The 23,979-nt window shown below is 62.6% G+C and carries 23 protein-coding genes; 14 read left to right on the forward strand and 9 right to left on the reverse strand.

The window, feature by feature from the left end; all coding sequences use genetic code 11:
* Nucleotides 1–3 precede the first annotated feature (3 nt).
* The 4 genes from IPK70_15345 to IPK70_15360 form a co-directional block, all read right to left on the reverse strand.
* Entirely contained in the window at nt 4–1,257 is a 1,254-nt protein-coding gene (locus tag IPK70_15345; GenBank protein ID MBK8228534.1) for a hypothetical protein, read from the reverse strand.
* A gap of 40 nt (nt 1,258–1,297) precedes the next feature.
* Entirely contained in the window at nt 1,298–1,801 is a 504-nt protein-coding gene (locus IPK70_15350) for a hypothetical protein (protein ID MBK8228535.1), read from the reverse strand.
* Nucleotides 1,802–1,888: 87 nt separating this feature from the next.
* A complete protein-coding gene (gene ruvB / locus IPK70_15355; GenBank protein ID MBK8228536.1) occupies nt 1,889–2,914 on the reverse strand; it encodes a Holliday junction branch migration DNA helicase RuvB in 1,026 nt (341 codons plus the stop codon).
* Nucleotides 2,915–2,937: 23 nt separating this feature from the next.
* Entirely contained in the window at nt 2,938–3,567 is a 630-nt protein-coding gene (locus tag IPK70_15360) for a hypothetical protein (GenBank protein ID MBK8228537.1), read from the reverse strand.
* A gap of 67 nt (nt 3,568–3,634) precedes the next feature.
* On the opposite strand from IPK70_15360, the gene rsgA reads away from it, so the two are divergent.
* The 3 genes from rsgA to IPK70_15375 are packed head-to-tail and all read left to right on the forward strand — an operon-like array spanning nt 3,635 to nt 5,912.
* Complete coding sequence (gene rsgA, locus IPK70_15365) at nt 3,635–4,591, forward strand: ribosome small subunit-dependent GTPase A (protein MBK8228538.1); 957 nt, start codon at nt 3,635–3,637, stop codon at nt 4,589–4,591.
* A 12-nt stretch (nt 4,592–4,603) separates the two neighbouring features.
* Complete coding sequence (locus IPK70_15370; GenBank protein ID MBK8228539.1) at nt 4,604–5,458, forward strand: 5'-nucleotidase, lipoprotein e(P4) family; 855 nt, start codon at nt 4,604–4,606, stop codon at nt 5,456–5,458.
* 1 nt (nt 5,459) lies between these two features.
* The gene (locus IPK70_15375) at nt 5,460–5,912 is read left to right on the forward strand and encodes a D-tyrosyl-tRNA(Tyr) deacylase (GenBank protein ID MBK8228540.1); all 453 of its coding nucleotides are present in this window, start codon (nt 5,460–5,462) and stop codon (nt 5,910–5,912) included.
* A 3-nt stretch (nt 5,913–5,915) separates the two neighbouring features.
* Here IPK70_15375 and IPK70_15380 read toward each other — a convergent pair whose 3' ends face one another.
* Nucleotides 5,916–8,186, reverse strand: a complete 2,271-nt coding sequence (locus tag IPK70_15380; GenBank protein MBK8228541.1) for a T9SS type A sorting domain-containing protein — start codon at nt 8,184–8,186, stop codon at nt 5,916–5,918.
* Nucleotides 8,183–8,584 (reverse strand): hypothetical protein, encoded by a 402-nt coding sequence (locus IPK70_15385; GenBank protein ID MBK8228542.1) that lies wholly within the window; start codon nt 8,582–8,584, stop codon nt 8,183–8,185. The genes IPK70_15380 and IPK70_15385 overlap by 4 nt, the downstream gene beginning before the upstream one ends.
* Here IPK70_15385 and IPK70_15390 point away from each other — a divergent pair.
* Nucleotides 8,583–8,948: a nucleotide pyrophosphohydrolase gene (locus IPK70_15390; GenBank protein MBK8228543.1), complete on the forward strand. Its 366-nt coding sequence runs from the start codon at nt 8,583–8,585 to the stop codon at nt 8,946–8,948. The genes IPK70_15385 and IPK70_15390 overlap by 2 nt on opposite strands.
* Nucleotides 8,949–9,012: 64 nt before the next feature.
* Nucleotides 9,013–10,677, forward strand: a complete 1,665-nt coding sequence (locus IPK70_15395; protein MBK8228544.1) for a hypothetical protein — start codon at nt 9,013–9,015, stop codon at nt 10,675–10,677.
* Here the strand turns inward: IPK70_15395 and IPK70_15400 are convergent, their stop codons facing one another.
* Both IPK70_15400 and IPK70_15405 read right to left on the reverse strand, forming a co-directional pair.
* Nucleotides 10,678–11,964: a 3-deoxy-D-manno-octulosonic acid transferase gene (locus IPK70_15400; protein MBK8228545.1), complete on the reverse strand. Its 1,287-nt coding sequence runs from the start codon at nt 11,962–11,964 to the stop codon at nt 10,678–10,680.
* The gene (locus IPK70_15405) at nt 11,965–12,714 is read right to left on the reverse strand and encodes a hypothetical protein (protein ID MBK8228546.1); all 750 of its coding nucleotides are present in this window, start codon (nt 12,712–12,714) and stop codon (nt 11,965–11,967) included.
* A gap of 144 nt (nt 12,715–12,858) precedes the next feature.
* Here IPK70_15405 and IPK70_15410 point away from each other — a divergent pair, with 144 nt between their 5' ends.
* From IPK70_15410 to IPK70_15420, 3 genes are all read left to right on the forward strand, one after another.
* On the forward strand, nt 12,859–14,001 hold the full coding sequence (locus tag IPK70_15410) for a DegT/DnrJ/EryC1/StrS family aminotransferase (protein MBK8228547.1): 1,143 nt from the start codon (nt 12,859–12,861) through the stop codon (nt 13,999–14,001).
* Between the two features lie 75 nt (nt 14,002–14,076).
* Nucleotides 14,077–15,408 (forward strand): UDP-glucose/GDP-mannose dehydrogenase family protein, encoded by a 1,332-nt coding sequence (locus IPK70_15415; protein MBK8228548.1) that lies wholly within the window; start codon nt 14,077–14,079, stop codon nt 15,406–15,408.
* Between the two features lie 96 nt (nt 15,409–15,504).
* Nucleotides 15,505–16,497, forward strand: coding sequence for an SDR family oxidoreductase (locus IPK70_15420; protein MBK8228549.1), 993 nt, complete (start codon nt 15,505–15,507; stop codon nt 16,495–16,497).
* 2 nt (nt 16,498–16,499) lie between these two features.
* Here IPK70_15420 and IPK70_15425 read toward each other — a convergent pair whose 3' ends face one another.
* On the reverse strand, nt 16,500–17,417 hold the full coding sequence (locus IPK70_15425; GenBank protein ID MBK8228550.1) for a T9SS type A sorting domain-containing protein: 918 nt from the start codon (nt 17,415–17,417) through the stop codon (nt 16,500–16,502).
* A gap of 96 nt (nt 17,418–17,513) precedes the next feature.
* On the opposite strand from IPK70_15425, the gene IPK70_15430 reads away from it, so the two are divergent.
* From IPK70_15430 to IPK70_15455, 6 genes are all read left to right on the forward strand, one after another.
* Nucleotides 17,514–18,086 carry an N-acetyltransferase gene (locus IPK70_15430; GenBank protein MBK8228551.1) on the forward strand — a complete coding sequence of 191 codons (573 nt, stop codon included), beginning with the start codon at nt 17,514–17,516 and terminating at the stop codon, nt 18,084–18,086.
* Between the two features lie 3 nt (nt 18,087–18,089).
* Nucleotides 18,090–19,127: a Gfo/Idh/MocA family oxidoreductase gene (locus IPK70_15435; protein MBK8228552.1), complete on the forward strand. Its 1,038-nt coding sequence runs from the start codon at nt 18,090–18,092 to the stop codon at nt 19,125–19,127.
* A complete protein-coding gene (locus IPK70_15440; protein MBK8228553.1) occupies nt 19,111–20,409 on the forward strand; it encodes a nucleotide sugar dehydrogenase in 1,299 nt (432 codons plus the stop codon). Before IPK70_15435 ends, IPK70_15440 begins: the two co-directional genes overlap by 17 nt.
* A 112-nt stretch (nt 20,410–20,521) precedes the next feature.
* A complete protein-coding gene (rfbB, locus tag IPK70_15445) occupies nt 20,522–21,577 on the forward strand; it encodes a dTDP-glucose 4,6-dehydratase (GenBank protein ID MBK8228554.1) in 1,056 nt (351 codons plus the stop codon).
* Nucleotides 21,577–22,326, forward strand: coding sequence for a capsular biosynthesis protein (locus IPK70_15450; protein ID MBK8228555.1), 750 nt, complete (start codon nt 21,577–21,579; stop codon nt 22,324–22,326). Before rfbB ends, IPK70_15450 begins: the two co-directional genes overlap by 1 nt.
* Nucleotides 22,327–22,399: 73 nt before the next feature.
* Nucleotides 22,400–23,953, forward strand: a complete 1,554-nt coding sequence (locus IPK70_15455; protein MBK8228556.1) for a CapA family protein — start codon at nt 22,400–22,402, stop codon at nt 23,951–23,953.
* The last annotated feature ends 26 nt before the right edge of the window (nt 23,954–23,979 follow it).

The raw sequence follows: 23,979 nt of genomic DNA on the forward strand, positions 1-23,979 counted from the left end.
GCTTCATGGACGCGATTCCAACCGCATGGTCCAGCCCTGCGGATCGATCGGCACTTCAACGGCCTCGCCGCGGTCGAGTGGCGTGAGGTCAACGGGAATCGGCGTTTCCCGATAGCGCTGCGGCCCGACGAAGAAGGCGGTCTGTGCGCACCACCACAGCATGAGCGTTGCTGCCAAGGCTGCAGAGCGCATGCCCTTCATTCCGAATGCGGAAAGCGCGGCCCACGCGATCAGCACGGTTGGCAAGTAGAAATTCCGGATGCCGGCGTAATACGGCGAAAGGAACTCTGGCTGGCCCCGGTAGCTCACCAGCACCGCTGTGAACTGAAGACCAGCCGCGAAGAGCGCCATCCGGGTGAACGCGCTTGGTCCGGATGCCCTGCGCCACAACGCGATCAGCGAGGCAATCCCGACGGCGAGCCCTGCGCATTGCGCTCCGAAGGACGCCGTGTGAATGCCTTTGCCAATCACAGCGAACCAGAGCTGGAAGAACGCGGCTTGCACGAAGCCCGGATTGAGAGGATTGAGCACGCCATCCGTGCGCTGCACGCTTCCATGGCTATTGAGCGATAGCGAGACGATCACCGCCGCTGCGAGCACCATTGCCGGTGCCGCGAGCGCTTCATGGCCTTTCTCGTTGCGCTCCCGCCAACGCGCCCATGCGCTCCAGGCGGCCAAGGGCGCAAGTACCAGCGCATAGGGTCCCGTGAAGCATGCGAAGCAGAGCACCACGAGTTCCACGACCGTGCTCACGCGCGTTGGCCGAGGTCTTCTTCCGCACAGGCAGAGCACGATCAGCAGGGAGAGCGGCCATTGCAGATTGGTCTGGTTCATCCAGATCTCATTGCCGAGCGGAACCAGCGTGATCGCTGCCACGGCGAAGAAGCGTGCTGCGAGCGAGCCCGGGATGCGCTTCCAAGCGGTTCGCCAAACGGCGAAGTAGATGAGCAGCGCGGCGATGAGGTTCACCCACGGCATGCGCTCCACCGGCACGCCGAGCCCTGCGCCCAGGTTGGCGATGAGCCTCGGATACAGATGGAAGTACCCGTTAGCCGTGTTGAAGAGCGAAGCCCATCCCGTGTTGAATGCATCCGCGAAGAAGTCGCGCCCTTCCTCGCCGTAGAACCAGGGCATGCTGAACGCGTCCGGCCTGCGGAACACAAGTGCCGCCATGGAAATCACCACGGCAAATACGAAGAGGAGCTCTTCGCTCCTCTTCGTGGCCACGGGGTTCTGCTGAGGGGTAGCGGTGGCCATGGCCCGGCGAAAGTAGCCGGGCCGGATAATGGTCTTTCCTTCAACGAGCCTTGCTCACGTGATCTGCGGCCACCACGTTCAAGGTATGCCGCACCTTGGTGGTGCCCGTTCCTTTATGGAAACCCAGAGTGCCGACGGGGCCATCGTAATTCCTGCCGGGCCGCTTGCTCTCGGCTTCCAGAACCACATCGAACTTCACGTTGCGGTTGGCGCGGGCCGCTTTGCGATTGGACATGCTATGACGGGTATCGAGCTCGATTTCCTTCGTGAGATGGCCTGGCTTGATGAAGGCGAGCTTCACTTGCGAACCCACAGGAACGGTCACGATGAAGCGCCCGCTGGGCAGTACCTCCGCGTAGAGGCAGCTCTCGACCGTCTCCACCACGAGAACGAGGTCATTCACATTGCGGTCCTCTGCCCGGAGCCAGCCGGTGAAGACCACTTCCACGGGTTTCTCACGCCCGGTCCCGGCGAGTGCCGGCGCTTGAACCATCAGGAATGAGAATGCAACCAGAGCGGCGGTGAGGTTGAATGAGCGGCGCATGGCTTCCGGTATTTGTTGAGCCAAAGGTGACCGCGCTTGAGCGGGCCGGCAATGCCCACAAGGAGTGAAGTGCGCGGCGATGCCCCTCTATTCGAACAAGCTCCCCGGCTTGGTGCTGGGCACGCGGCCCAAGTGGCGGTACGCGCGCTCGGTGGCCTGTCTGCCCCGCGGTGTGCGCTGCAGGTAGCCCTCCATGATCAAGAAGGGCTCGTACACTTCCTCGATGGTGCCGGCCTCTTCGCCCACGGCCGTGGCCACCGTATTCAGGCCCACCGGGCCACCGCTGAACTTGTCGATGATCGCGCCGAGGATGCGGTTGTCCATCTCATCGAGGCCGTGCGCATCCACGTTCAGTGCTTTGAGCGCGTGCTGCGCGATGGGCAGCTCGATGGTGCCGTCGCTCTGGATCTGCGCGAAATCGCGCACGCGGCGCAGCAAGGCATTGGCGATGCGCGGCGTGCCGCGGCTGCGCCTGGAGATTTCTTCGGCCGCATCATCCACGATGGGAACATGGAGCAGGCCCGCGCTTCGTTTGATGATCCCTTTGAGCGTGGCGCTGTCGTAATAATCGAGGCGGCTATTGATGCCGAAGCGCGCCCGCAGCGGCGCGGTGAGCAGGCCGCTGCGCGTGGTGGCGCCCACGAGCGTGAAGGGGTTCAGCGCTATCTGCACCGTGCGCGCGTTCGGCCCTGCATCGATCACCAGGTCGATGCGGTAGTCCTCCATGGCGCTGTACAGGTACTCCTCGATCACGGGCGTGAGCCGGTGGATCTCGTCGATGAAGAGCACATCGTGCGGCTCCAGGTTGGTGAGCAGCCCGGCGAGGTCGGCGGGCTTGTCGAGCACCGGTCCGCTGGTGATGCGGATGCCCACGCCCATCTCCTGTGCGATGATGTTGGCGAGCGTGGTCTTGCCCAAGCCGGGCGGACCATGCAGCAGCACATGGTCCAACGCTTCTCCGCGCTGCTTGGCCGCCTGCACGAAGACCTTCAGGTTGTCGGTCACGGCCTTCTGCCCGGCGAACTCCTCGAAGCGCCGCGGACGCAGCACTTGCTCCAGCTCCTTGTCGGAAGCGGAGCGCTGCTCACTGCGCAGGTCGAAGCCCTCGGCCATGGTGGCGGCGAAGGTAGTCGCGCTTATTCCTGCGCGCCGCGCACATCGCGCCACATGTCTCCAAGGAACACGCGCAGGCCGAAGAGGTACACCGGTGCGGTGAGCTTTTCGCCCAGGTCATCGCCGGTCTGGATCACCAGGCGGAAGCCCCAGCCCGCGCCCAGCGCGAAGTAGCGGAGGAAGCGGTACTGCACGGTCATGGCCGGCTCGTACAGGATGAGCCCTGTGCGTCCGATGGTGCGGCGCCTCCCCTCGGCATCGCGGTAGCTCAGCGAGCCGGCGCCGAAGCCGAGCTGCACGGGTATGCGCGCTTCCCAATGGCCGCGCTGATAGAAGGCGTAGTCCACATAGGGAGCCGCATAACCCATGCGCAGGAACCCGCTTACCGTGCGGTTTCCCACTTGCGCATCGCGCGCCTCCGAGGGAAAGAGCAAGGAGTAGCCCAGGCCGTACTGAAATCGCTTGCCATGATCGATGCCGGCCTTCACCCCGACGAACCGCACGCTGCGGTTGCTGATGAAGCCGCCGCGCACATCGAGCCGTGCCACGAACCTGGGCGGTTCCTGCAGGAAATGGCCGATGCTGTCGAGCAGCTGCCCCTGCGCGCTGTGCGAAGCGATGAGCAGCAGGAGCAGCAGCGAGCGCGTGGTCATGGAGCGGCCCAAAGGTGGGCCAGCCTCGAAGCTACCGCCGCCCCTTGCCCCGGCCTTTCTTTGCACGATGCCTTTTGGATTGGTCCTCCGCAGCACCGGCAGCCGCTACCTCGTCCGCGCGGACGACGGCAGTCGCCATGCGTGCGTGGCACGCGGTCAGCTGCGCATCAAAGGGTGGAACAGCACCAACCCGCTTGCTGTCGGCGACCGCATCACCTTTGAGCCTTCGCGCGAGGCCGAGCACCCCGGCACCATCACCGACCTGCACGACCGCCGCAACTACCTCGTGCGCCGCAGCGTGAACCTGAGCCACCACAAGCATGTGATCGCCGCCAACCTCGACCTGGCGCTGCTCATGGTCGCGATTGCCAGGCCGCGCACCAGCTTCGGCTTCATCGATCGGTTCCTCGTCACAGCGGAGACCTACCAGGTGCCCACGGTCATCGCATTCAACAAGGTTGACGACCTTCAGGCCGAAGAGGAGCTCGACCTGCTCGCAGAGTACCAAGAGGTTTACGAAGGCGCCGGCTACCGCACCATCATCACCTCGGCCATCGAGGGCACGGGCATCGATGAATTGAAGGAGCTGCTCGCCGGCAAGGTCACGCTCATCAGCGGTCACAGCGGCGTGGGCAAGAGCACCTTGATTAACGCCATCGACCCCGCGCTCGACCTCTTCACCCTCGAGGTGAGCGAGGCAAGCGGCAAGGGCGTGCATACCACCACTTTCGCGGAGATGCACGAGCTGCATCTCGGGGGTCATGCGGCCTCCTACGTCATCGATACACCGGGCATCAAGGGCTTCGGCCTCGTTGATCTGGAGGAGCACCACATCGGGGACCAGTTCCCCGAGATGTTCAAGCGCAAGGGCGATTGCCGCTTCAACGACTGCAAGCACAAGGAGGAGCCGGGCTGCGCCGTGCGCAAAGCGGTCGAAGAAGGAACCATCGCGCCGAGCCGCTACCGCAGTTACCTTGACATGCTCGAAGGCGTGGATGACGAGAGCACGTACCGCTTGGATTGAACAACGATCGCCATGAATGCGCACTTGAACCCGTGGCTCCTGCTTTCAGCAGCTGTTCCATTCACGGCGCTGATTTCCTGCTCCGGCCGGAAGCCGATAGGCGCATCGACGAATCACGAGTCCTTGCTCGCACAGCAGGGAACCGATGCGGTGATCTGGCAGCATGCCTCCGCGGAGGCGCATTGGCTGTACGTGCAGGGCTATGATCACGCGACTTGGAAATTGGAGTCGAGCCTCGCGGCCATCGACGCGGATAAGCAGATGGTGGACAGCATGGAATGGGACCGGCGCCCGTTGGCTGTCATCGTTGATATCGATGAGACCGTGCTCGACAACAGTCCGTACCAGGTAAGCGCGATCAAGCATGACCGGACCTTCGATCAATCCGCATGGCGCGAGTGGACGGACAAGGCCTCCGCGAAGGCGAGCCCCGGAGCACTTGGCTTCTTGCAATACGCCAAGTCTGCCGGATGCGAGGTCTTCTACATCACCAACCGCGACATCCGCGAGAAGGCCAGCACGTTGAAGAACCTGCAGGACCTTGGCTTCCCGGATGCCGATGAGAAGCACTTGCTGCTCATGGAGGGAACGAGTGACAAGACTGAGCGCCGCGCACGCGTGAAGGCATCGCACCAGGTGCTGCTGCTCGTGGGCGATCAGCTGCGCGATTTCGATGAGCGCTTCAAGGACCGCAGCGTGAACAACGGATTGGACCAGTTGAAGGACCTGCACGACAGCCTCTCGCAGTACTTCATCCTGCTGCCTAATCCCATGTACGGCACCTGGCGAGACGCCATCCAGGGCAAGGGCACCGACGCCGAGAAACATGCCCGGGTGAAAGCCTGGTTCGAGAAGAACGGCTACTGATATGCGCGCTGTGATCCAACGCGTGAGCAGCGCCAGCGTGCGCATCGACGGGCGCGAGCACGCTCGTATCGCCTCAGGATTGCTCGTGCTGCTCGGCATCGAGACCGGCGATTCGGAAGCCGACCTCGAATGGCTCTGCGGCAAGATCATCCGCATGCGCGTGTTCCCCGATACCCATGGCGTGATGAACCTCGACATCGCCCAGGCGCATGGCGAATTGCTCATGGTGAGCCAATTCACCCTGCACGCCAGCACGGCCAAAGGCAATCGGCCCAGTTACATCCGAGCGGCGCGGCCGGAGGAGTCCATGCCGTTGTACCTGCGCGCGAAGCAGCGCTTCGCCGAGATGCTGGGCCGTCGCGTTCAGAGCGGGGAATTCGGCGCGATGATGGAAGTGGGCCTGGTGAACGATGGGCCGGTGACCATCATCATCGATAGCAAGTTGAAGGAATAGCGCTCAGCGCTCAAGCGCCACGCGGATCGTGGTGGCGTGATCTCCGGCGATCCGGAGCTGGTACACGCCAGGGGGCGCACCGAGCGGGTCGACCGTGGCCCGATCGTGATCCCCGCGGACCATGGAAATGGGCACCTCGCGCCCCATGGCATCGAAGAGCTGCACGCGTTGGTCAGCACCCACCCCGTTTACCGTGAAAGGCCCAGTCGCCGGATTCGGCACTGCTCGGGCGCTAGGGACGAAGCGCACGGAGCGCACCTGGGAAAGGACCTCGCTGCCATCGAGGTCAAGCATGCGGAGTCGGTAGTACGCAATGCCCATGATCGGCGCCCGGTCCTCCGTCTTGTACACGCGCGGGCTGTTCGACATGCCAGCGGCGGGCATGGTCGACAGCTCGCTCCAAGCTTCGCCGTCGCTTGTGCGCTCCACGATGAAGCGCGAGGAGTTCGATTCACTCGCTGTCACCCATTCGAGCGCCACGGCGGTGGCCTGCGCTTGCGCATCGAAGAGCAGCAATTCCACCGGAAGCGTGGTGCAGCTGACCACCGCGGTGCCGCCGAACTGCAAGGGCACTGCCGTGGTCACCGAGCTCCAGTTGCTGAAGCAGATCAGCCATTGCGTCTGTGAAGCCACGTTCAGCGGCGGCTCGTAGTTCGTCGGGTCGCCACCAGCTGGGGGTGGAGCCGCAAGGCCGGTTCCGCCGTAGGACACACCATTCCAATTGCAGCGGACCGGAGGGACCAGATTCCCTGCCACCTGTGCGCATGTGCCCAAGCCGTATGGGTACATGATCCAATCGTAGAAGCCGGATTGCGTGCCCAAGCCACCGAATGTGAAGGTGAGCGAGCCGCCCGTGAGCACGTTGATCACCATCCAGGTACTGTTCAGTTCGCCGGCCCGTAGGCAGCCCCAATGGTCAGTGCCCCAAGGGCTGAGTGCGCCGTCCACCAGAAAGTCCGGGTTGCCTAGGGAGCCCAAGGCTGGAATCTCATTCGTGCTGCCAAAGCCATTCGGGTCAATCTGGAAATTGATGTTCGTGCAGATGTTCACCGCTTGGTTGCAATCGCTCGCCACGGCTGGGGGGGGGACATTGGAAGTGGTGATGCTGAAGGTGCCGGGGCAGGGACTCGGCGGCGAAGGCCAAGTGTCGAAGAGGATCCAGTACTGCACACCTGCGGTCAATGTGAGTGAGAGCGATTGACTGGCCCCGACTCCGCTCACCGATCCTTGGCAAAGGCCTCCAGCGGCCGGGCAGTTCCCGCTGAAGACCCAGATCGAGCTCCACGACTGCCCGGTGTAATTGATCACATAGCTCCCGGTGGTCGTCGGCGTTACCGTGTAGAGCGCCTCATTGCCGCCTAAGTACAATGTGCTGCCCGTGCCGCAGAGGCTGGTGACGTTCGCTGCGGTGATCAGGTTCGAGGGATGGCAGATCACCGGTTGCCCTGTGACGGGAAGGCTCGGGATGTTCACTGCCGTGCAGGTGCCGGGCGGAGGAGCACCGGTGCACGAGGTGCAGGTGATGCTTGTGGTGCAGCAAATGGATGCAGTGCCACATGCCGCGCTGGTGTTGTAGTGGATATAATAGGTGCCGGCAACCGTGGCAGTGAAAGTGAGCGATGAGGTGCCTTGGGACACCACCGGGCCGTTGTAGGAGCCCTGCCTGACAGTGATGTAGCCGCCGCACGAATTCGTGATGGTATATGTGGCCCCGGCCGCTATGCCCGTGATCGTGTTGTACTCGCTCTGGTAGGTGCAGGTGTTGATCGTGAGCGGCGTATTGTTGGTAGGCGCTGCTGCCGCACCGAAGGCAACCGTGTTCAGGCATCCTCCTCCGCCAGCCCCGCAGGAGGTGCAGGTGATGGTGGTGGTGCAACAGATCGAAGCTGTGCCGCAAGCCGCATTGGTGTTGAAATGCAAGTAGTAGGTCCCGGCCACAGGTGCGGTGAAGCTCACCGGCGAGTTGCCGTTGGCCACCAACGCCCCGTTATAGGTGCCACGACGGATCGTGATGTAGCCCCCGCACGAACTGGTCACCGTATAGGTCGCGCCCGCCACGATTCCGCTGACCGTATTGTACTCGGACTGGAAGGTGCAGGTGCTGATAGTGAGCGCCGTGCTGTTCGTTGGAGCCGTTACTGTGCCGAAGGCGGTTAGGTTGGTGCACTGTGACCAGCCCGCAGAAGCGCCGAACAGGGCCCCAATCAGCATCATCGCCCGCATGCCGGGGAATATGCCTGGTGCAAGGAGCTGGCTATGGCGCTTGCTCATCATCGGTCAAGCGGCAATGGATCGCCGCATTCTTCTGCATTCACATGCCGGAACGGGGTATCACGCGCTGCGCCGCGGCTGTAGCAGCGGACCTGCAAACCCAATGGCGCGAGCAACGCGTTGATCTGATTCCGGGTGATTGAGGCGCTTTCCGTCACATGGAGCATCATGTTGCGCGTGCGGACATCGAAGCGCGCCATGAGCACCTCGGGTTGCTGCTGAATGAGCTGGCTTGCCGAGCGCGCGTGCTCGCCATCCTGCAATCCGTCAACCGCTGCTTGCACAAGGTCTTGCGCGACGGCGTGCTCGTTGACCCCGAGCAGCAATAGCCCGACAGCAAGGACACGCAGCGCCTGATTCACGGCAAGCCACACACCTTTGTTGAAAAATCGGCCGATCATGGAAAGCGAAGCTAGGGTTTCTGATTTAAGGAGCAAGCCCCCTGTAAGACGCCTTGCGGATGAGGTGGATGCGTGGATCGCGGCCCACGGCGTGCGCTATTTCGACCCGCTCACCAATATGGCCATGCTCACGGAGGAGGTGGGGGAGGTGGCCCGCATCATGGCCCGTCGCTTTGGGGAGCAAAGCGAGAAGGAGAGCGATAGGGCCAGGGACCTTGGTGAGGAGCTGGCCGATGTGCTTTTCGTGGTGCTCTGCCTCGCGAACCAGACGGGCACCGATCTTCAGGCGGCATGGGAGCGCCGCATGGCCCAGAAGGCCGCGCGGGATGCGCATCGGCATACCGGCAATCCCAAGCTGCGCTGACCCTTGGCACGGTGCTGGCCGAAGGCGGCGCCCTACTTTCACGCCCCACGCAAAAGACCTGGTGATGAATCGATCCTTGACCGGCCTGCTGATGGCCTTGCTGATGCTGCCTGCCGCAGCCCTTGCCCAGACCAAGCCCGAGGACAAAGTGAAGGTGCGCGTGCGCCTCGCCCCGGAGCAGAAATCCGATGCCGTGATGATGCCGCAATCGGTATTCCGCAGCAGCCCGACAGCGGTGATGGTGATGCGGAGCCCGGAGTTCGACGCGCGGAGCCATGTCAAGAAAGGTCCCCGAATCGATGTGTACGATTACGAGAAGCTCATCCACGAGCGCAGCATGGAGCCTGCCATGAAACGGATGGGCCAGGAGCAGCTCTTCCTTGACGACCTCGTGTGGTACAACGGCAAGCCGGTGATGATCGCTCGCAACCGCCGCGACGAGGACGTCTCCCTCTTTTACCAGTACCTCGATCCGCACCTCACCAAGCCGCCGCCTTCGTTCGACCCCATCTGCTCCTTTCCCGTGCAAGCCAAGGTGTTCAACACAACCGTGGTGAAGCCCGGGACCCTGACCCGGGACCGCTTTCGCGCCTTCGCCGCGCATGACTCGAGCCACCTGGTGATCTGCGGGCCCCACATGGTGGATCCGGATGGCGGCGCGTTTCGGCTCCTTACTGCCGTTGACCGGCAGATGAATGCGGTTTGGCAGCATGTGCTCCGCATCGATGCCCGGGCCGAGCGCACGGAGCTTCTCGATGCCGCGATCGATTCGAAAGGCGTGGGTTATGCGCTCCTGCGCTTCCGCGCGAAGGGCCGACCGTATGGTGGCGGAGCATTCACCTATGAGACCGTGCTCTATCGGTTCGATGCGGGTGACATCGCCCCGATGCCGGTTGGGCTGCCCGATGGCTCCCAGCCCACCGGCGGCATCCTGCGCGATTTCGGCAAGGGCATCGTTTGGGCGGGCATCTACGCCACCAATGGCGAAGGCAGCGGAAAGCTCGAAGGCAACTTCATCGCCACCATGGAGCCTGATAGCACCGGCAGCCTGCCTGCGCGCTGGCTGCCCTTCACCGGCGAGCCCCTCAGCGACGAGGAGATCTCCGAGCGCAACGAAGCGAGCGAGGTGGCGGAGGACGATGATGATGAGGAAGGGAAGAAGAAGAAGTCGGAGAAGCGCCTCGACTGGGTCACCGACGTGGTTGACCTGCTCGAGCGCGGCGATGGCGGCTGGTACATCGTGAATGAGGTGGGCTTCACGGTCTCACGCATCGATGGCGAGACGCGCCGGGCGCGCCGCACCTACTACCATGGCCCCGTGCTGGCCCGCAGCCTCGATAAGGATTGGAACCAGCAATGGAGCACGCTTTACCGGCGCTGGGCCATCACCGGAAGCGCGGTCACCGGAAAGCTGCTGGCCACGGTGTTCGATAAGCAGCTGTACCTTTTCCTGATTGACAGCGACGAGTTGGCCGAGCAGCGCAAGCTCAAGGAACGAATCAGCCCGAAGGATCCCGGCAAGCCCAATTCGGTCTATGCCTTCTTCGACGACAAGGGAGGCTTCCGTACGAAAGTGGTGCTCCGGGGCGATGTCGCCCGCGACTTCATCGGCGGCTGGGACTTGGTGCGGAGCGGTAAGGACCAGTACCTGGCCTTCGGCGCCGATGCCATGGGCGTTGCGCGCTACCTGCCAGTGCGCATCGATCTCTCGAAGGATGTGAAGAAGTGATCAGGCCGCACCGATGCCGCTCATGATGCGCCCTGTGGCGCCCACGCGGTCGCGCACATAACCGAGCGCCGCGGCCGCCGCTGCATCGCGCGCTGAACGGTCCGCCAGCAGCCGCGTGAGCACTGCGCGCAGCTGCTCCGCGTTGATCACCTCGAAGCCGCCGCCCGCTTCGATCAGGCCCGCAGCCTCGGCGAACTTGGTGTGGCGCGGCCCGAAGACCACCGGTTTGCCCCAGGCCGCCGCTTCGAGGATGCTGTGTATGCCATCGCTGAACCCGCCTCCCACATAGGCGATGTCGGCGTGCTGGTACAAGCGCGCAAGCATGCCCATCCGGTCGACGAGCAGGGTGCGCGCGAAGAGCGGGTCCTCATCCGGCGGCACGGCCTGCGATCGCTCCGCCGAGGCGCCGTTCAGCACCGCCTCCAGTTCGCTCCAGCGCACCACGGGGCGCGGCAAGCGCTGCTCGATGCTGCGCAAGGCAGCAGCCGATGGCTCATGCGGGGCAATCATCAATCGCGGGGCATTGGGCATGCCGCGCAGCGCATCCGCGATCACGGCCTCATCCGCAGGCCAGGTGCTGCCTGCGATCAGCACAGGCGCATCCATGGCGCGGTGGAAGGCTTGTCCGATCGGCAAGCGCGCGCCTTCTCGTGCGATCTCATCCACGCGGTCGAACCTTGTATCACCGCTTACGGTGACGTCGTCGACCCCGATCCGATGGAGCAGGGCCCTCGACCTCTCATCCTGCACGAAGAGGCGGGTGAAACAGCGCAGCATTGACCGGTGCGCTGAGCCGTACCAGCGGAAGAAGGCCTGCTCTTGCCTGAAGATCCCTGAGATCAAGAATATTGGAATGGACTTCGATCGAAGGCCCATGAGCCAGCTCGGCCAGAACTCGTACTTCACCCAGAGCACAAGGCTCGGCCGCACCAGCTGAACGAATCGTTCCGCGTTCCGTCGTCCATCCGCTGGGAGATACTCGACATGCGTGGCCCATGAAAGGCTCTTACGCGCTTGGTGGCCGCTTGGGCTGAAGAAGGTGATCAGAACCGGAGCTTTGGGCCGATCGCGCCTCAGGGCCTCGAGCACCGGCAGCCCTTGCTCGAATTCACCCACGCTCGCGCAGTGCATCCAGATGCAACCTTGAAGCGCATCGCGTTTCGCTGAAAGGCGATCCCAAATGCCTTTCCGGCCATTGACCCAAGCCTTTGCCTTCGGCGAGAAGAGCGCCGCTGCGCGGATCAGGAGATGATAGAGCCCAACGCCCAGATGGAGGAGGGTGGCCATTCAATAGCGGAACTTCTCGTCGGGCTTGCGGTAAATGGGCAGGCTCAGTCCGGCGCGGATCCCGGTGAGCAGGTCGAAGCGATCTCCACTGTCGGCCTGCTCCGTGTCGAAGTTGAAAGCGCGCAGCGGCTGCGTGAACCCGGCCATGACCTCCGCACCGATGTGGTAGTTCACGAAGCGCCGCTTGCCGAAGTGCTGGTAGCCCAGGTAGCCCAGCGCGGCGGGCCCGGCGGTGAGGCGGTCATAGCCTTCGAGATAGTCGTCCTCGAGCTGCGGCACAACGTTCTTCTGCGTCTGCACCCGCACCTTATGGCGCATGTAGCCGACGCCTGCTTTCAGCACCAGGCCGCTATTGGGGTTGGGACCGATCACCGGCAGGAGCTTTCCGGCAACACCGAAGACCGTCCAGCCGCGCTGCAGCAGGAACACATCGGCCATGATGCCATCCTGGTCAACCACTTGCCCGGCACTGTTGATCACATTGCCCAGTATGCCCGGCTCGACCACCTTGTTGCCGAAGAGGAAACTGCCTTCGACCCCGATCAGCCAATTCGATTCGCCCTTGCGCCAAACGGCAAGTCCCAGATTGCTGTTATCGCGGAAGCGCAAGGCCAGGTCGCCGCCTGGCCATTGGTGCGCATAGCCCACTTGCACGCTGACCAAGGGGATGGCCGCTTGGTGGATGCTCTTCAGCTCCTGAGCGCGAGCTGCGGCGTGCAGGAGTACCAATTGGAGCAGGAGGATGCGCATGCGTCGGGAGGCGCCGGGTAGCGTGCGGCGAAAGTAGCGCGGACCGGGGCGGGCGCTTGTTCGCGCGGCGTTGCTCGCAACGGTCGCGCTCTATCTTCGGCGCCGCTTTCACCGAACCCGGCACGCATGCAGACCAAGACCCCGATGAAGCCGATCCAGATGGTGGATCTGGTGAGCCAGTACCACGCCATCAAAGGGGAGGTGGATGCCGCAGTGCTGCGCGTGATGGAGACGGCCGCCTTCATCAACGGCCCTGAGGTGAAGGACCTTGAGAGGGAGCTTTCGGCCTTCCTCGGCGCCAAGCACGTGGTCGGCTGCGCCAACGGCACCGATGCGCTGCAGATCGCCATGATGGCGCTGGGCCTGAAGCCCGGCGATGAAGTGATCACCGCTTCGTTCACCTTCGTGGCCACGGTAGAGGTGATCGGCCTCCTGGGCCTCACGCCCGTGTTCGCCGATGTGCAGCCCGGCACCTTCAACATCGACCCAGAAGACATCAAGCGCAAGATCACGCCGAGGACGAAGGCCATCGTGCCCGTGCACCTCTTCGGGCAAAGCGCCGACATGGAGCCGATCATGGCCATCGCCAAGGAGCACGGCCTTTCCGTGATCGAGGACAACTGCCAGGCGATCGGCAGCGACTACGCCTTCAGCGACGGATCGAAGAGGAGGGCCGGTACCATCGGCCATATCGGCACCACCAGCTTCTTCCCGAGCAAGAACCTGGGCTGCTACGGCGATGGCGGGGCCATCTTCACCAACGACGACGAGCTGGCGAAGAAGGTCCGCCGCGTGTGCAATCACGGAAGCGACGTGCGCTACTACCACGAGGTGGTGGGCGTGAACAGCCGATTGGACAGCATGCAGGCCGCCATCCTTCGGATCAAGCTGCGTCGGCTTGATGCGTATGCAGCGGCGCGCAACCGCGCTGCCTCCGCTTACGATGCCGCGTTCTCGGGCATCCCTGGACTCAGCATCCCGGAGCGGAGCAAGCGCAGTTCACATGTGTTCCACCAATATACGCTGAAGGTGTCCGGTGGCAAGCGGGACGCGCTGAAAGAGCACCTCGAGAAGCACGGCGTGCCCGCCATGATCTATTACCCCGTACCCTGCCACCTGCAGAACGCGTACAAGACCGCCCGCTTCGCGGAAGGATCATTGCCCGTGACCGAATCCATCACCCATGAAGTGCTCTCACTGCCCATGAGCACGGAGCTCGACGAGCAGCAGCTGGCGCACATCACCTCAGCCGTTAAGGCTTTCTTTCAGAATGGAAGTAGGCAGTAGGCAGGGGCAGTCAGCAGTTCGCCTGCCTGCAACCCCCAACCGCCAAACCTTCAACCATCAACCTCCAAGGACGGAATGAACATCGCAGTAGTAGGAACAGGATACGTAGGCCTCGTCACAGGAACCTGCTTCGCCGAGACCGGCAACCACGTGATCTGCGTGGACATCGACGCCAGCAAGGTGCAGATGATGAAAGAAGGCAAAGTGCCCATCTACGAGCCGCACCTCGATGTGCTCTTCGAGCGCAACATCCGCCAGGGCCGCCTGCACTTCACCACCGACCTGGCCAGCGCGATCAAGGACGCGCAGATCATCTTCCTCGCATTACCGACGCCGCCCGGCGAAGACGGCAGTGCCGACCTGAAGTATGTTCTGGGCGTGGCCGATGACCTGGGGAAGATCATCGCCGACTACAAGGTGATCGTGGACAAGAGCACCGTGCCCGTGGGCACTTCGGAGAAAGTGCATGCCGCGCTGGCCAAGCACGCCAAGGAGGACCTGTTCGATGTGGTGAGCAATCCGGAGTTCCTGCGCGAAGGATTCGCCGTCGATGATTTCCTGAAGCCCGACCGCGTGGTGGTGGGCACCAGCAGCCCCCGCGCACAGAAGGTGATGGAGGACCTCTACAAGCCCTTCGTGCGCCAGGGCAACCCCATCATATTCATGGACGAGCGCAGCGCCGAGCTCACCAAGTACGCCGCCAACGCCTTCCTCGCCACCAAGATCACGTTCATGAACGAGATCGCGAACTTCTGCGAGCGCGTAGGCGCCGACGTGGACAAGGTGCGCATCGGCATCGGCACGGACAGCCGGATCGGCAAGCGCTTCCTCTTCCCCGGAATCGGATACGGAGGCAGCTGCTTCCCCAAGGATGTGCAGGCCCTCGCGAAGAGCGGCAACGACGCCGGATACGAGTTCCAGATCATCAAGGCCGTGATGGAAGTGAACGAGGACCAGAAGACCTCGATCATCCCCAAGATCAAGAAGCACTTCGGCGACCTCACCGGCAAGCACTTCGCCCTCTGGGGCCTCGCCTTCAAGCCCGATACCGACGACATCCGCGAAGCACCGGCACTGTATGTGATCGATGAGCTCGTTGCCGCGGGAGCCACCGTCACCGCCTTCGACCCCGAGGCCATGGCCAACGTGAAGAAGCTGAAGGGCGATAAGATGAGCTTCGCGAAGGATGAGTACGAAGCGCTGAAGGGCGCCGACGCGCTGATCATCGCCACCGAATGGGCGCTCTTCCGCACGCCGGATTTCAAGCGCCTGGGTGAGCTGCTCAAGGAGAAGGTGATCTTCGATGGCCGCAACCTTTACGACTTGGACGAGATGGAGAAGCTCGGATTCCAGTACGTGATCGTGGGTCGCCAGCCTGTGAACGTGCCGGTGAAGGCGAATGCCTGAACGCCGATCAAGAAGATCAGATGGTCAGGCAATCAGATGATCAGCGGAAGAGTGCGAATCCATTTTCTGATTCACTGATCATCTAATCACCCGATCATGCCACGAGAAAGAGTCCTCATCACCGGTGCTGCTGGCTTCCTCGGCTCGCACCTCTGCGATCGCTTCATCAAGGAGGGCTACCATGTCATCGGCATGGACAACCTCATCACCGGGCGGCTCAAGAACATCGAGCACCTCTTCAAGCTGGAGCAATTCGAGTTCTACAACCACGACGTCTCCAAGTTCGTGCACGTGCCCGGCGAGCTGAAGTACATTTTGCACTTCGCTTCACCGGCCTCGCCGATCGATTACCTGAAGATCCCCATCCAGACCCTGAAGGTGGGTTCATTGGGCACGCACAACCTGCTTGGCTTGGCGAAGGCGAAGGGCGCGCGCATCCTCGTGGCCAGCACCAGTGAGGTGTACGGCGATCCGCAGGTGCATCCGCAAACGGAGAGCTACTGGGGCCACGTGAATCCCATCGGCCCGCGCGGCGTGTACGACGAAGCGAAGCGCTTCCAGGAGGCCATCACCATGGCCTACCACACCTACCACGGGCTGGAGACGCGCATCGTGCGCATCTTCAACACCTATGGTCCGCGCATGCGCCTCAACGACGGTCGCGTGCTGCCCGCCTTCATCGGACAGGCCCTGCGCGGCGAGGACCTCACCGTGTTCGGCGATGGCTCGCAGACGCGCAGCTTCTGCTACGTCGAGGACCTGGTCGAAGGCATCTATCGGCTTCTTCTGAGCGATTACGCCGGTCCGGTGAACGTGGGCAATCCCAGCGAGATCACCATCGCGCAGTTCGCCGAGGAGATCATCAAGCTCACCGGCACCACGCAGAAAGTGGTGTACAAGCCGCTGCCGCAGGATGACCCCATGCAGCGCCAGCCGGACATCACGCTGGCGCGCAAGCTGCTCGGCTGGGAGCCGAAAGTGGCCCGCGCAGAAGGCCTGAAGATCACCTACGACTACTTCAAGTCACTGACGAAGGAAGAGCTCAACGAGAAGGAGCACTTCAGCTTCGAGGGGTATGTGAGGAAGTAGGGCTACTGCTTCACCCAGCGGAGGACATGATGCGAGCCATGTGGGCCGGTGACGCTCACGAAATAGGTCCCGCTCGGCCATTCCTCCGTGCTTACCGGCTCGCGCGGATCCAGCCGTAGTTCGGATTGAAGGATTCTCCCAAGCGCATCGCGAACTGCGATTGTGATGGGCGTGGTGTTGTTGAGAATGAAGTGATCGGTGCAAGGGTTTGGTACAACAGCGAATAGCTGGAAGTCCGATCGCTCGGAAGCGCTCGTGATGATATCGCAGGTACTTCCCTCCGGTAGGCTGATGTCCACATCCGAGTAGTGGGTGCGCGTGAACCAGAAGTAGTCAATTATAGGGCCTTCACAGGGTTGAGGCGGCGGAGACAGGTTCCACCTCACGCGCTCGATGATCCCGAGCGAGTCTCCGAAATTCGGTAGCGCTGATTCAGGAATTGGAACACCATTCTCATCGAGGTACGCAATGTCCCACGTTCGTAACGATAGCCCTTGGATGATCACGTGGCCCGTATCCTGGATCTCTATCACGCCAAGCGGATAGCAAACGGGATCAACATCATCCCCCATCCACCGATCACCGGGCGAACCCAACCAAAGAAGCGTATCCCAGACTGCATCGGGCGGGCAAAACAGGCCACCACAGATGGACATTACGGCCGAGCCTTCCATACGATAGAACTGCATGAACACCGGCGATACAGGCCCTTGCAACGTGATATCCTGCAGTGTATAGTGTACCGCTTGGGCCTCATATCCGCCAAGGACCGTGTCGCCAACGTAGCGATACCGGTAAAGCGTTTGTCCAATGTGCTCACCAACCAAGTCCCAACACGCTCCCGGCGCCAGCCACTGCTGCGCCGATGCACCCGAGCTAACCGCGAATGCGGCGACCAGAGAAATGAGATTTGCCTTCATGGGTTTGTGAAACTAGCGAATAGACGTGTATGGCCAGCCTCGGCTGTCTAGCCGCTGTCGTCCCACTCCCTTCGGTACATTCGCGGCCCCTTCGCCATGCCCTACACCGCCCACCCCACCGCCATCGTCGACGAGGGCTGCTCCATCGGAGAGGGCACGCGCATCTGGCACTTCTCGCACCTCATGCCAGGCTGCGTGATCGGTGAGCGCTGCAACATCGGCCAGAACGTCGTGGTGAGCCCGCAGGTGAAGCTGGGCAACAACGTGAAGGTGCAGAACAACGTGAGCATCTACACGGGCGTGGAGTGCGAGGACGATGTCTTCCTCGGCCCTTCGTGCGTGTTCACCAACGTCATCAATCCGCGCAGCGCCGTGGCCCGGAGGGACCAATACCTTCGCACGCTTGTGAAGAAGGGCGCTTCCATCGGGGCCAATGCCACCATCGTCTGCGGGCACGACATCGGCCGCTACGCCTTCATCGGCGCAGGCGCGGTGGTGACGAGGGAGGTTCCGGACTACGCGCTGGTGGTGGGCAATCCCGCTCGACAGACCGGTTGGATGAGCGAGTTCGGGCACAAGCTGAAATTCGGTGAGGGCAGCGAGGCCGTATGCCCGGAGAGCGGTCAGCGCTACGAACTGAAGAACGGGCGCGTGACACGCATCGCTTGAGCCATGCCCACGCCCTTGGAACAGAAGATCAGGTTCGCCGTGGTGGGCTGCGGCCACATCGGCAAGCGGCACGCGGAGATGATCCAGCGGCACCCGGAGTGCGAGCTGGTGGCGCTGTGCGACACCCGGCCCAGGACTGAGCTCGGCATCGAGGCCCTCGATGCCCCTTTCTTCAATGAGATGGACGCCATGCTTGCAGCTGTGCCGGGCATCGAGGTGGTGAACATCTGCACGCCCAATGGACTGCATGCGTCGCAGAGCATCAAGGCCCTGGAGGCGCGCAAGCACGTGGTGTGCGAGAAGCCCATGGCACTGACGAAGGCGAGCGGGGAGGCGGTGATCCATACCGCGCTGCGCATGCATCGCACCGTGTTCGGCGTGATGCAGAACCGCTACTCGCCGCCGAGCCAATGGATCAAGGGCGTGGTGGACCAAGGCCTGCTGGGCGACATCCACCTGGTGCAGGTGAACTGCTACTGGAACCGCGATGCACGCTATTACAAGCCGGGCACCTGGAAGGGATCCGCCGATCTCGATGGCGGCACGCTCTTCACGCAGTTCAGCCACTTCGTCGACATCCTCTACTGGCTCTTCGGCGACATCACCGACATCGAGGGCCGCTTCGCCGATTTCGCGCACCAGGGCCTCACCGCCTTCGAGGACACCGGCATCGTGAGCTTCCGCCTGCGAAACGGCGGCATGGGCTGCATCAACTACAGCACGGCGGTGTGGGACAAGAACCTGGAGAGCAGCATGACCATCATCGGCTCCAAGGGCAGCGTGAAGATCGGCGGTCAGTACATGGATCAGGTGGAGCACTGCCACATCGCCGATTACGCTATGCCCGAGCTGGCCCCGACGAATCCCGCCAACGACTACGGCGCTTACAAGGGCAGCGCCAACAACCACGGCTTCATCATCGAGAACGTGGTGGATACGCTGAAAGGAAGGACAACGCTCACCACCAATGCCCTCGAGGGCCTCAAGGTGGTGGAGATCATCGAACGCATCTACGAGAAAAGGGATGAACAACCTGTATGACCGACTGCTGAAGAAGGAAGCCAAGCTCGCCGTGATCGGCCTGGGCTACGTAGGCCTCCCCATCGCCCTGGCCTTCGCGCGCCGCATCAAGGTGGTGGGCTTCGACATCAACCAGAAGCGCGTGGACATGATGCGCCGGGGCGAGGACCCGAGCAATGAATTGCCGCCGGAGGACTTCATGGGCTGCGACATCCACTTCTCCGCGGACATCAGCGACCTGAAGGATGTGGAGTTCTTCATCGTGGCCGTGCCCACGCCGATCGATCAGCAGAACATCCCCGACCTCGGCCCGCTGCTGGGCGCCACGCGTACCGTGGGCCAGGTGCTGAAGAAAGGCGACTACGTGGTGTACGAGAGCACCGTTTACCCTGGCTGCACCGAAGAGGATTGCGTGCCCCTGCTCGAGCGCTTGAGCAACCTGAAGTTCGTGGACGACTTCAAGGTGGGCTACTCGCCCGAGCGCATCAACCCCGGCGACAAGGAGCACACGCTCGAGACCATCGTGAAGGTGAGCAGCGGCTGCGACCCGGAGAGCGCCGAGATCATCGCCCAGGTGTATGAGCTGGTGGTGAAGGCCGGCGTGCACCGCGCCAGCAGCATCAAGGTGGCCGAAGCGAGCAAGATCATCGAGAACACGCAGCGCGACGTGAACATCGCCCTCACCAACGAGCTCTCGATCATCTTCAACCGCATGGGCATCAATACCTACGATGTGCTCGAGGCGGCCGGCACCAAGTGGAACTTCCTCCGCTTCCAGCCGGGCCTCGTGGGCGGCCACTGCATCGGCGTCGATCCGTACTATCTCGTGTACAAGGCGAAGGAGCTGGGCTACCACGCGCAGATCATCGACAGCGGCCGCTTCGTGAACGACAGCATGGGCGGCTACGTGGCCAAGCAGACCGTGAAGAAGGTGATCGCTGCCGGCACGAACCCCGCCGATGCGCGCATCCTGGTGATGGGCGCCACCTTCAAGGAGAATGTCACGGACATCCGCAACAGCAAGGTGGCCGACGTGGTGAAGGAGCTCAAGAGCTTCAGCTGCGCGGTGGACGTGACCGACCCGCATGCCGATGCCGCCGAGGTGAAGCACGAGTACGGCTACGAACTGGCGCCTGAGATGAAAGGCCCCTACGATGCCATCATCGTGGCCGTGAACCACAGCGAGTACGCCAGCAAGGACGAGGCTTGGTTCAAAGGCATGCTGAAGCCGAAAGGCGTGCTGGTGGACCTGAAGGGCGTATTCCGTAAGAAGATCAAGGACCTGAACTACTGGAGCCTGTGAGTGAATGGCCGCAGAGTCGCAAAGACGCAGAGAAGTCAACATGAACCGGATTCAGATCGATCCTGGGCCGAATCCCCTGCGCCTCTCCGCCTCTGCGGCTTAATCTTTCCACATGCAACGCAACATCCTCATCACCGGCGGCGCCGGATTCATCGGCAGCCATGTGGTGCGCCGCTTCGTGAACAAGTATCCGCAGTACCGCATCGTCAACCTCGATGCGCTCACCTATGCGGGCAACCTGGAGAACCTTCGCGACATCGAGCATGCTCCGAACTACACCTTCGTGAAAGCGGACATCTGCGATGCGGATGCGGTGGCCAGGGTGATCAAGGAGCACAGGATCGATGGCATCATCCACCTCGCCGCCGAGAGCCATGTGGACCGCAGCATCACCGATCCGCTGGCTTTCGTGCGCACCAACGTGTTCGGCACGGTGACCCTGCTCAATGCGGCGAAGGAGGCGTGGAAGGGCGACATGGAAGGCAAGCGTTTCTATCACGTGAGCACCGATGAGGTCTACGGCTCATTGCACGACGACAGCCTCTTCCTGGAGACCACGCCCTACGATCCGCAGAGTCCTTACAGCGCGAGCAAGGCTGCCAGCGACCATTTCGTGCGCGCGTACGGCAACACGTACAGGCTGCCCTTCGTGGTGAGCAACTGCAGCAACAATTACGGCAGCCACCACTTCCCGGAGAAGCTGATTCCGCTCATGATCAACAACATCCGCAACAGCAAGCCGCTGCCGGTCTACGGCAAGGGCGAGAACGTGCGCGATTGGCTCTGGGTGGAGGATCATGCGAGCGCCATCGACGCCATCTTCCACACGGGCAGGAACGGTGAGACGTACAACATCGGCGGGCACAACGAATGGAAGAACATCGACCTGGTGCATCTGCTCTGCTCGATCATGGACAAGAAGCTTGGTCGTTCCGAAGGGGAGAGCGCCAAGCTCATCACCTACGTCACCGATCGTGCCGGGCATGACCTGCGCTACGCGATCGACGCCGGCAAGATCGAACGCGAGCTGGGCTGGAGGCCGAGCATCACCTTCGAAGCGGGCCTGGAGCGCACCGTGGATTGGTACCTGGCCAACACCGAGTGGCTCGATCATGTCACCAGCGGCGCCTACCAGCAGTATTACGCGGCGCACTACGCGCAGCACTGATGGGGCTATTCAGCGGTCTATTCGGCAAGAAGGAGCCCGCGCTCGGCCCAGCGGACCTCTCCGTGCTCCGCTGCGATGTGCATTCGCACTTCATCCCGGGCATCGACGACGGCGCGCAGAACCTGGAGCAGAGCATGGAGCTGCTGCATGCCATGCACGGGCTCGGCTACCGCAAGGTGATCACCACGCCCCACAGCATGGCCGATGGGTACAAGAACTCGCCGGAGATCATCCTCGGCGGGCTGCAGAAGCTGCGCGTGGAGGTGAAGCGGCAGGGATTGGAGATCGAGGTGGATGCAGCTGCCGAGTACTACCTCGACCACGACCTGGAGCGCAAGGTGATGGAGGGCGAGGTGCTCACCTTCGGCGATAAGCTCCTGCTCTTCGAGCTGCCCTTCATCAGCGAGCCGCAGGTGCTGCTCTCGCTCATCTTCCAGATGCAGACACAGGGTTACAGGCCCGTGCTCGCGCATCCGGAGCGCTACGCCTATTGGCACAACGACTTCCCCAAGTATGAGAGTCTGAAGGACCGCGGCGTGCTCTTCCAGTTGAACCTCGTGGCGCTCGCGGGGGCTTATGGCCGTCCGGCGAAGGAGATCGCGGAGCGCCTGATCGATGCGGGCGCCTACGAATTGCTTGGCAGCGATTGCCACAACATGAACCATGTGGAGGCCATCCGCAACACGCTGGAGCGGCCATCCCTGCATAAGCTCATCGACAGCGGCAGATTGCTGAACGCTGGCCTTTGAGCGAGGTGTGAAAACACGTTGCGCTGGTCACGGAGCCCCCTTGAGGTCGTTCCCGCGAGGGTAGCTTCGCCGCATGATCAGCGCGGCCCGCATCGCTCAGCTCTGCATGGCCGCAGTGCCATTGACCCTGCGCGCACAGCCACCGGGGCCGATGCCGGCTTCCATGGCCGATTCGATCGTCGCCCTTGGCGAGAACTACCTGGGCAAGCCATACCGGTACAAGGCCAAGGACGCCGGCGTGCTCGATTGCAGCGGCTTCGTCTGCCATCTGTACGGCCGGCATGGCATGGCGCTGCCGCGTTCTTCGGCCGGTATGGCGGCCACGGTGCCGACCATCGATCGAGCGGAAGTCGCCCCCGGCGATCTGCTCTTCTTCAAGGGCCGCGACGCGCGCAAGGACCGCGTGGGCCATGTGGCCATGGTGGCCAGCGTGACCGAGAAGGGCGACATCTGCATGCTGCACAGCTGCCATCGCGGCATCCGCTACGACACGCTCGCCGCTGTTGACTATTACACCAAGCGCTTCATGAAGGCCGGTCGCATCGCAAGGCCGCGCAAACCGATCGAGCCGCCCCTTGATGCCTCGTCGATCCAAGCGGAATCGTCCATTGTGCTCGCGCATGATAGCGTGCCGCCCGACACCCTGCGCAACGACACGATCGTGGTCATCGGCGTGGGCGACATCATGCTCGGCACCAACTATCCGGATGCCGGCTACCTGCCGCCCAACGACGGACAGGACCTGCTCTCACCAGTGGATTCGATCCTGCGTGATGCGCACCTCACCTTCGGGAACCTCGAAGGCGTGCTCCTCGATGGACCCGGTCATCCCAAGCAGTGCAAGGACCCGGCAAGCTGCTATGTGTTCCGGTCACCAGAGCGCTATGCCGTTTACTTGAAGGATGCCGGCTTCGATGTGCTCAGCGTGGCCAACAACCACGTCGGCGATTTCGGTGAGCCGGGCCGGATGGCCACGAGGCGCGTGCTCGATTCGTTGGGGCTGCACAACGCTGGCCTGCTCTCGCGCCCGAGCGTGGTGTTCTCGCTCGATAGCGTGCGCTACGGCTTCTGCGCCTTCGCGCCCAACTCCGGCACGGCTGACTTCCGCGACATCGAAGGCGCCAAGGCGATCGTGGCCGGGCTCGACAGCGTGAGCGACATCGTGATCGTCTCCTTCCATGGCGGCGCCGAGGGCAAGGGCCACCGGCACATCATGAAGATGAACGAGGAGTTCCTCGGCGAGAACCGCGGCGATCCACATGCCTTCGCTCGTGCCGTGATCGATGCCGGTGCGGACATCGTCTTCGGCCATGGCCCGCACATCACCCGCGCGATCGACCTCTACAAGGACCGTTTCATCGCATACAGCCTCGGCAACTTCGCCACCTACGCGCGCTTCAACCTCAGCGGCCACAATGGCGTGGCGCCCATTGCGCGCGTCCGCGTTGATCGCACGGGCCGCTTCATCGATGGCCGGTTGATCGCCATCAAGCAGGAAGGAGAGGGCGGACCAGTGCCCGATGAGCAGGGGCGGGCCGTGAAGGAGGTGATTGAATTGACCCAGGCTGATGCGCCTGAGGCCCTGATCACCATCCGCGAGGATGGCTGGATCCACCGGAATGACTGAGAACTCCTGCCGATTGGCAGGAACCC

It is taken from the genome of Flavobacteriales bacterium, assembly GCA_016712535.1.
Classification (GTDB): Bacteria; Bacteroidota; Bacteroidia; order Flavobacteriales_F; family PHOS-HE28; genus PHOS-HE28.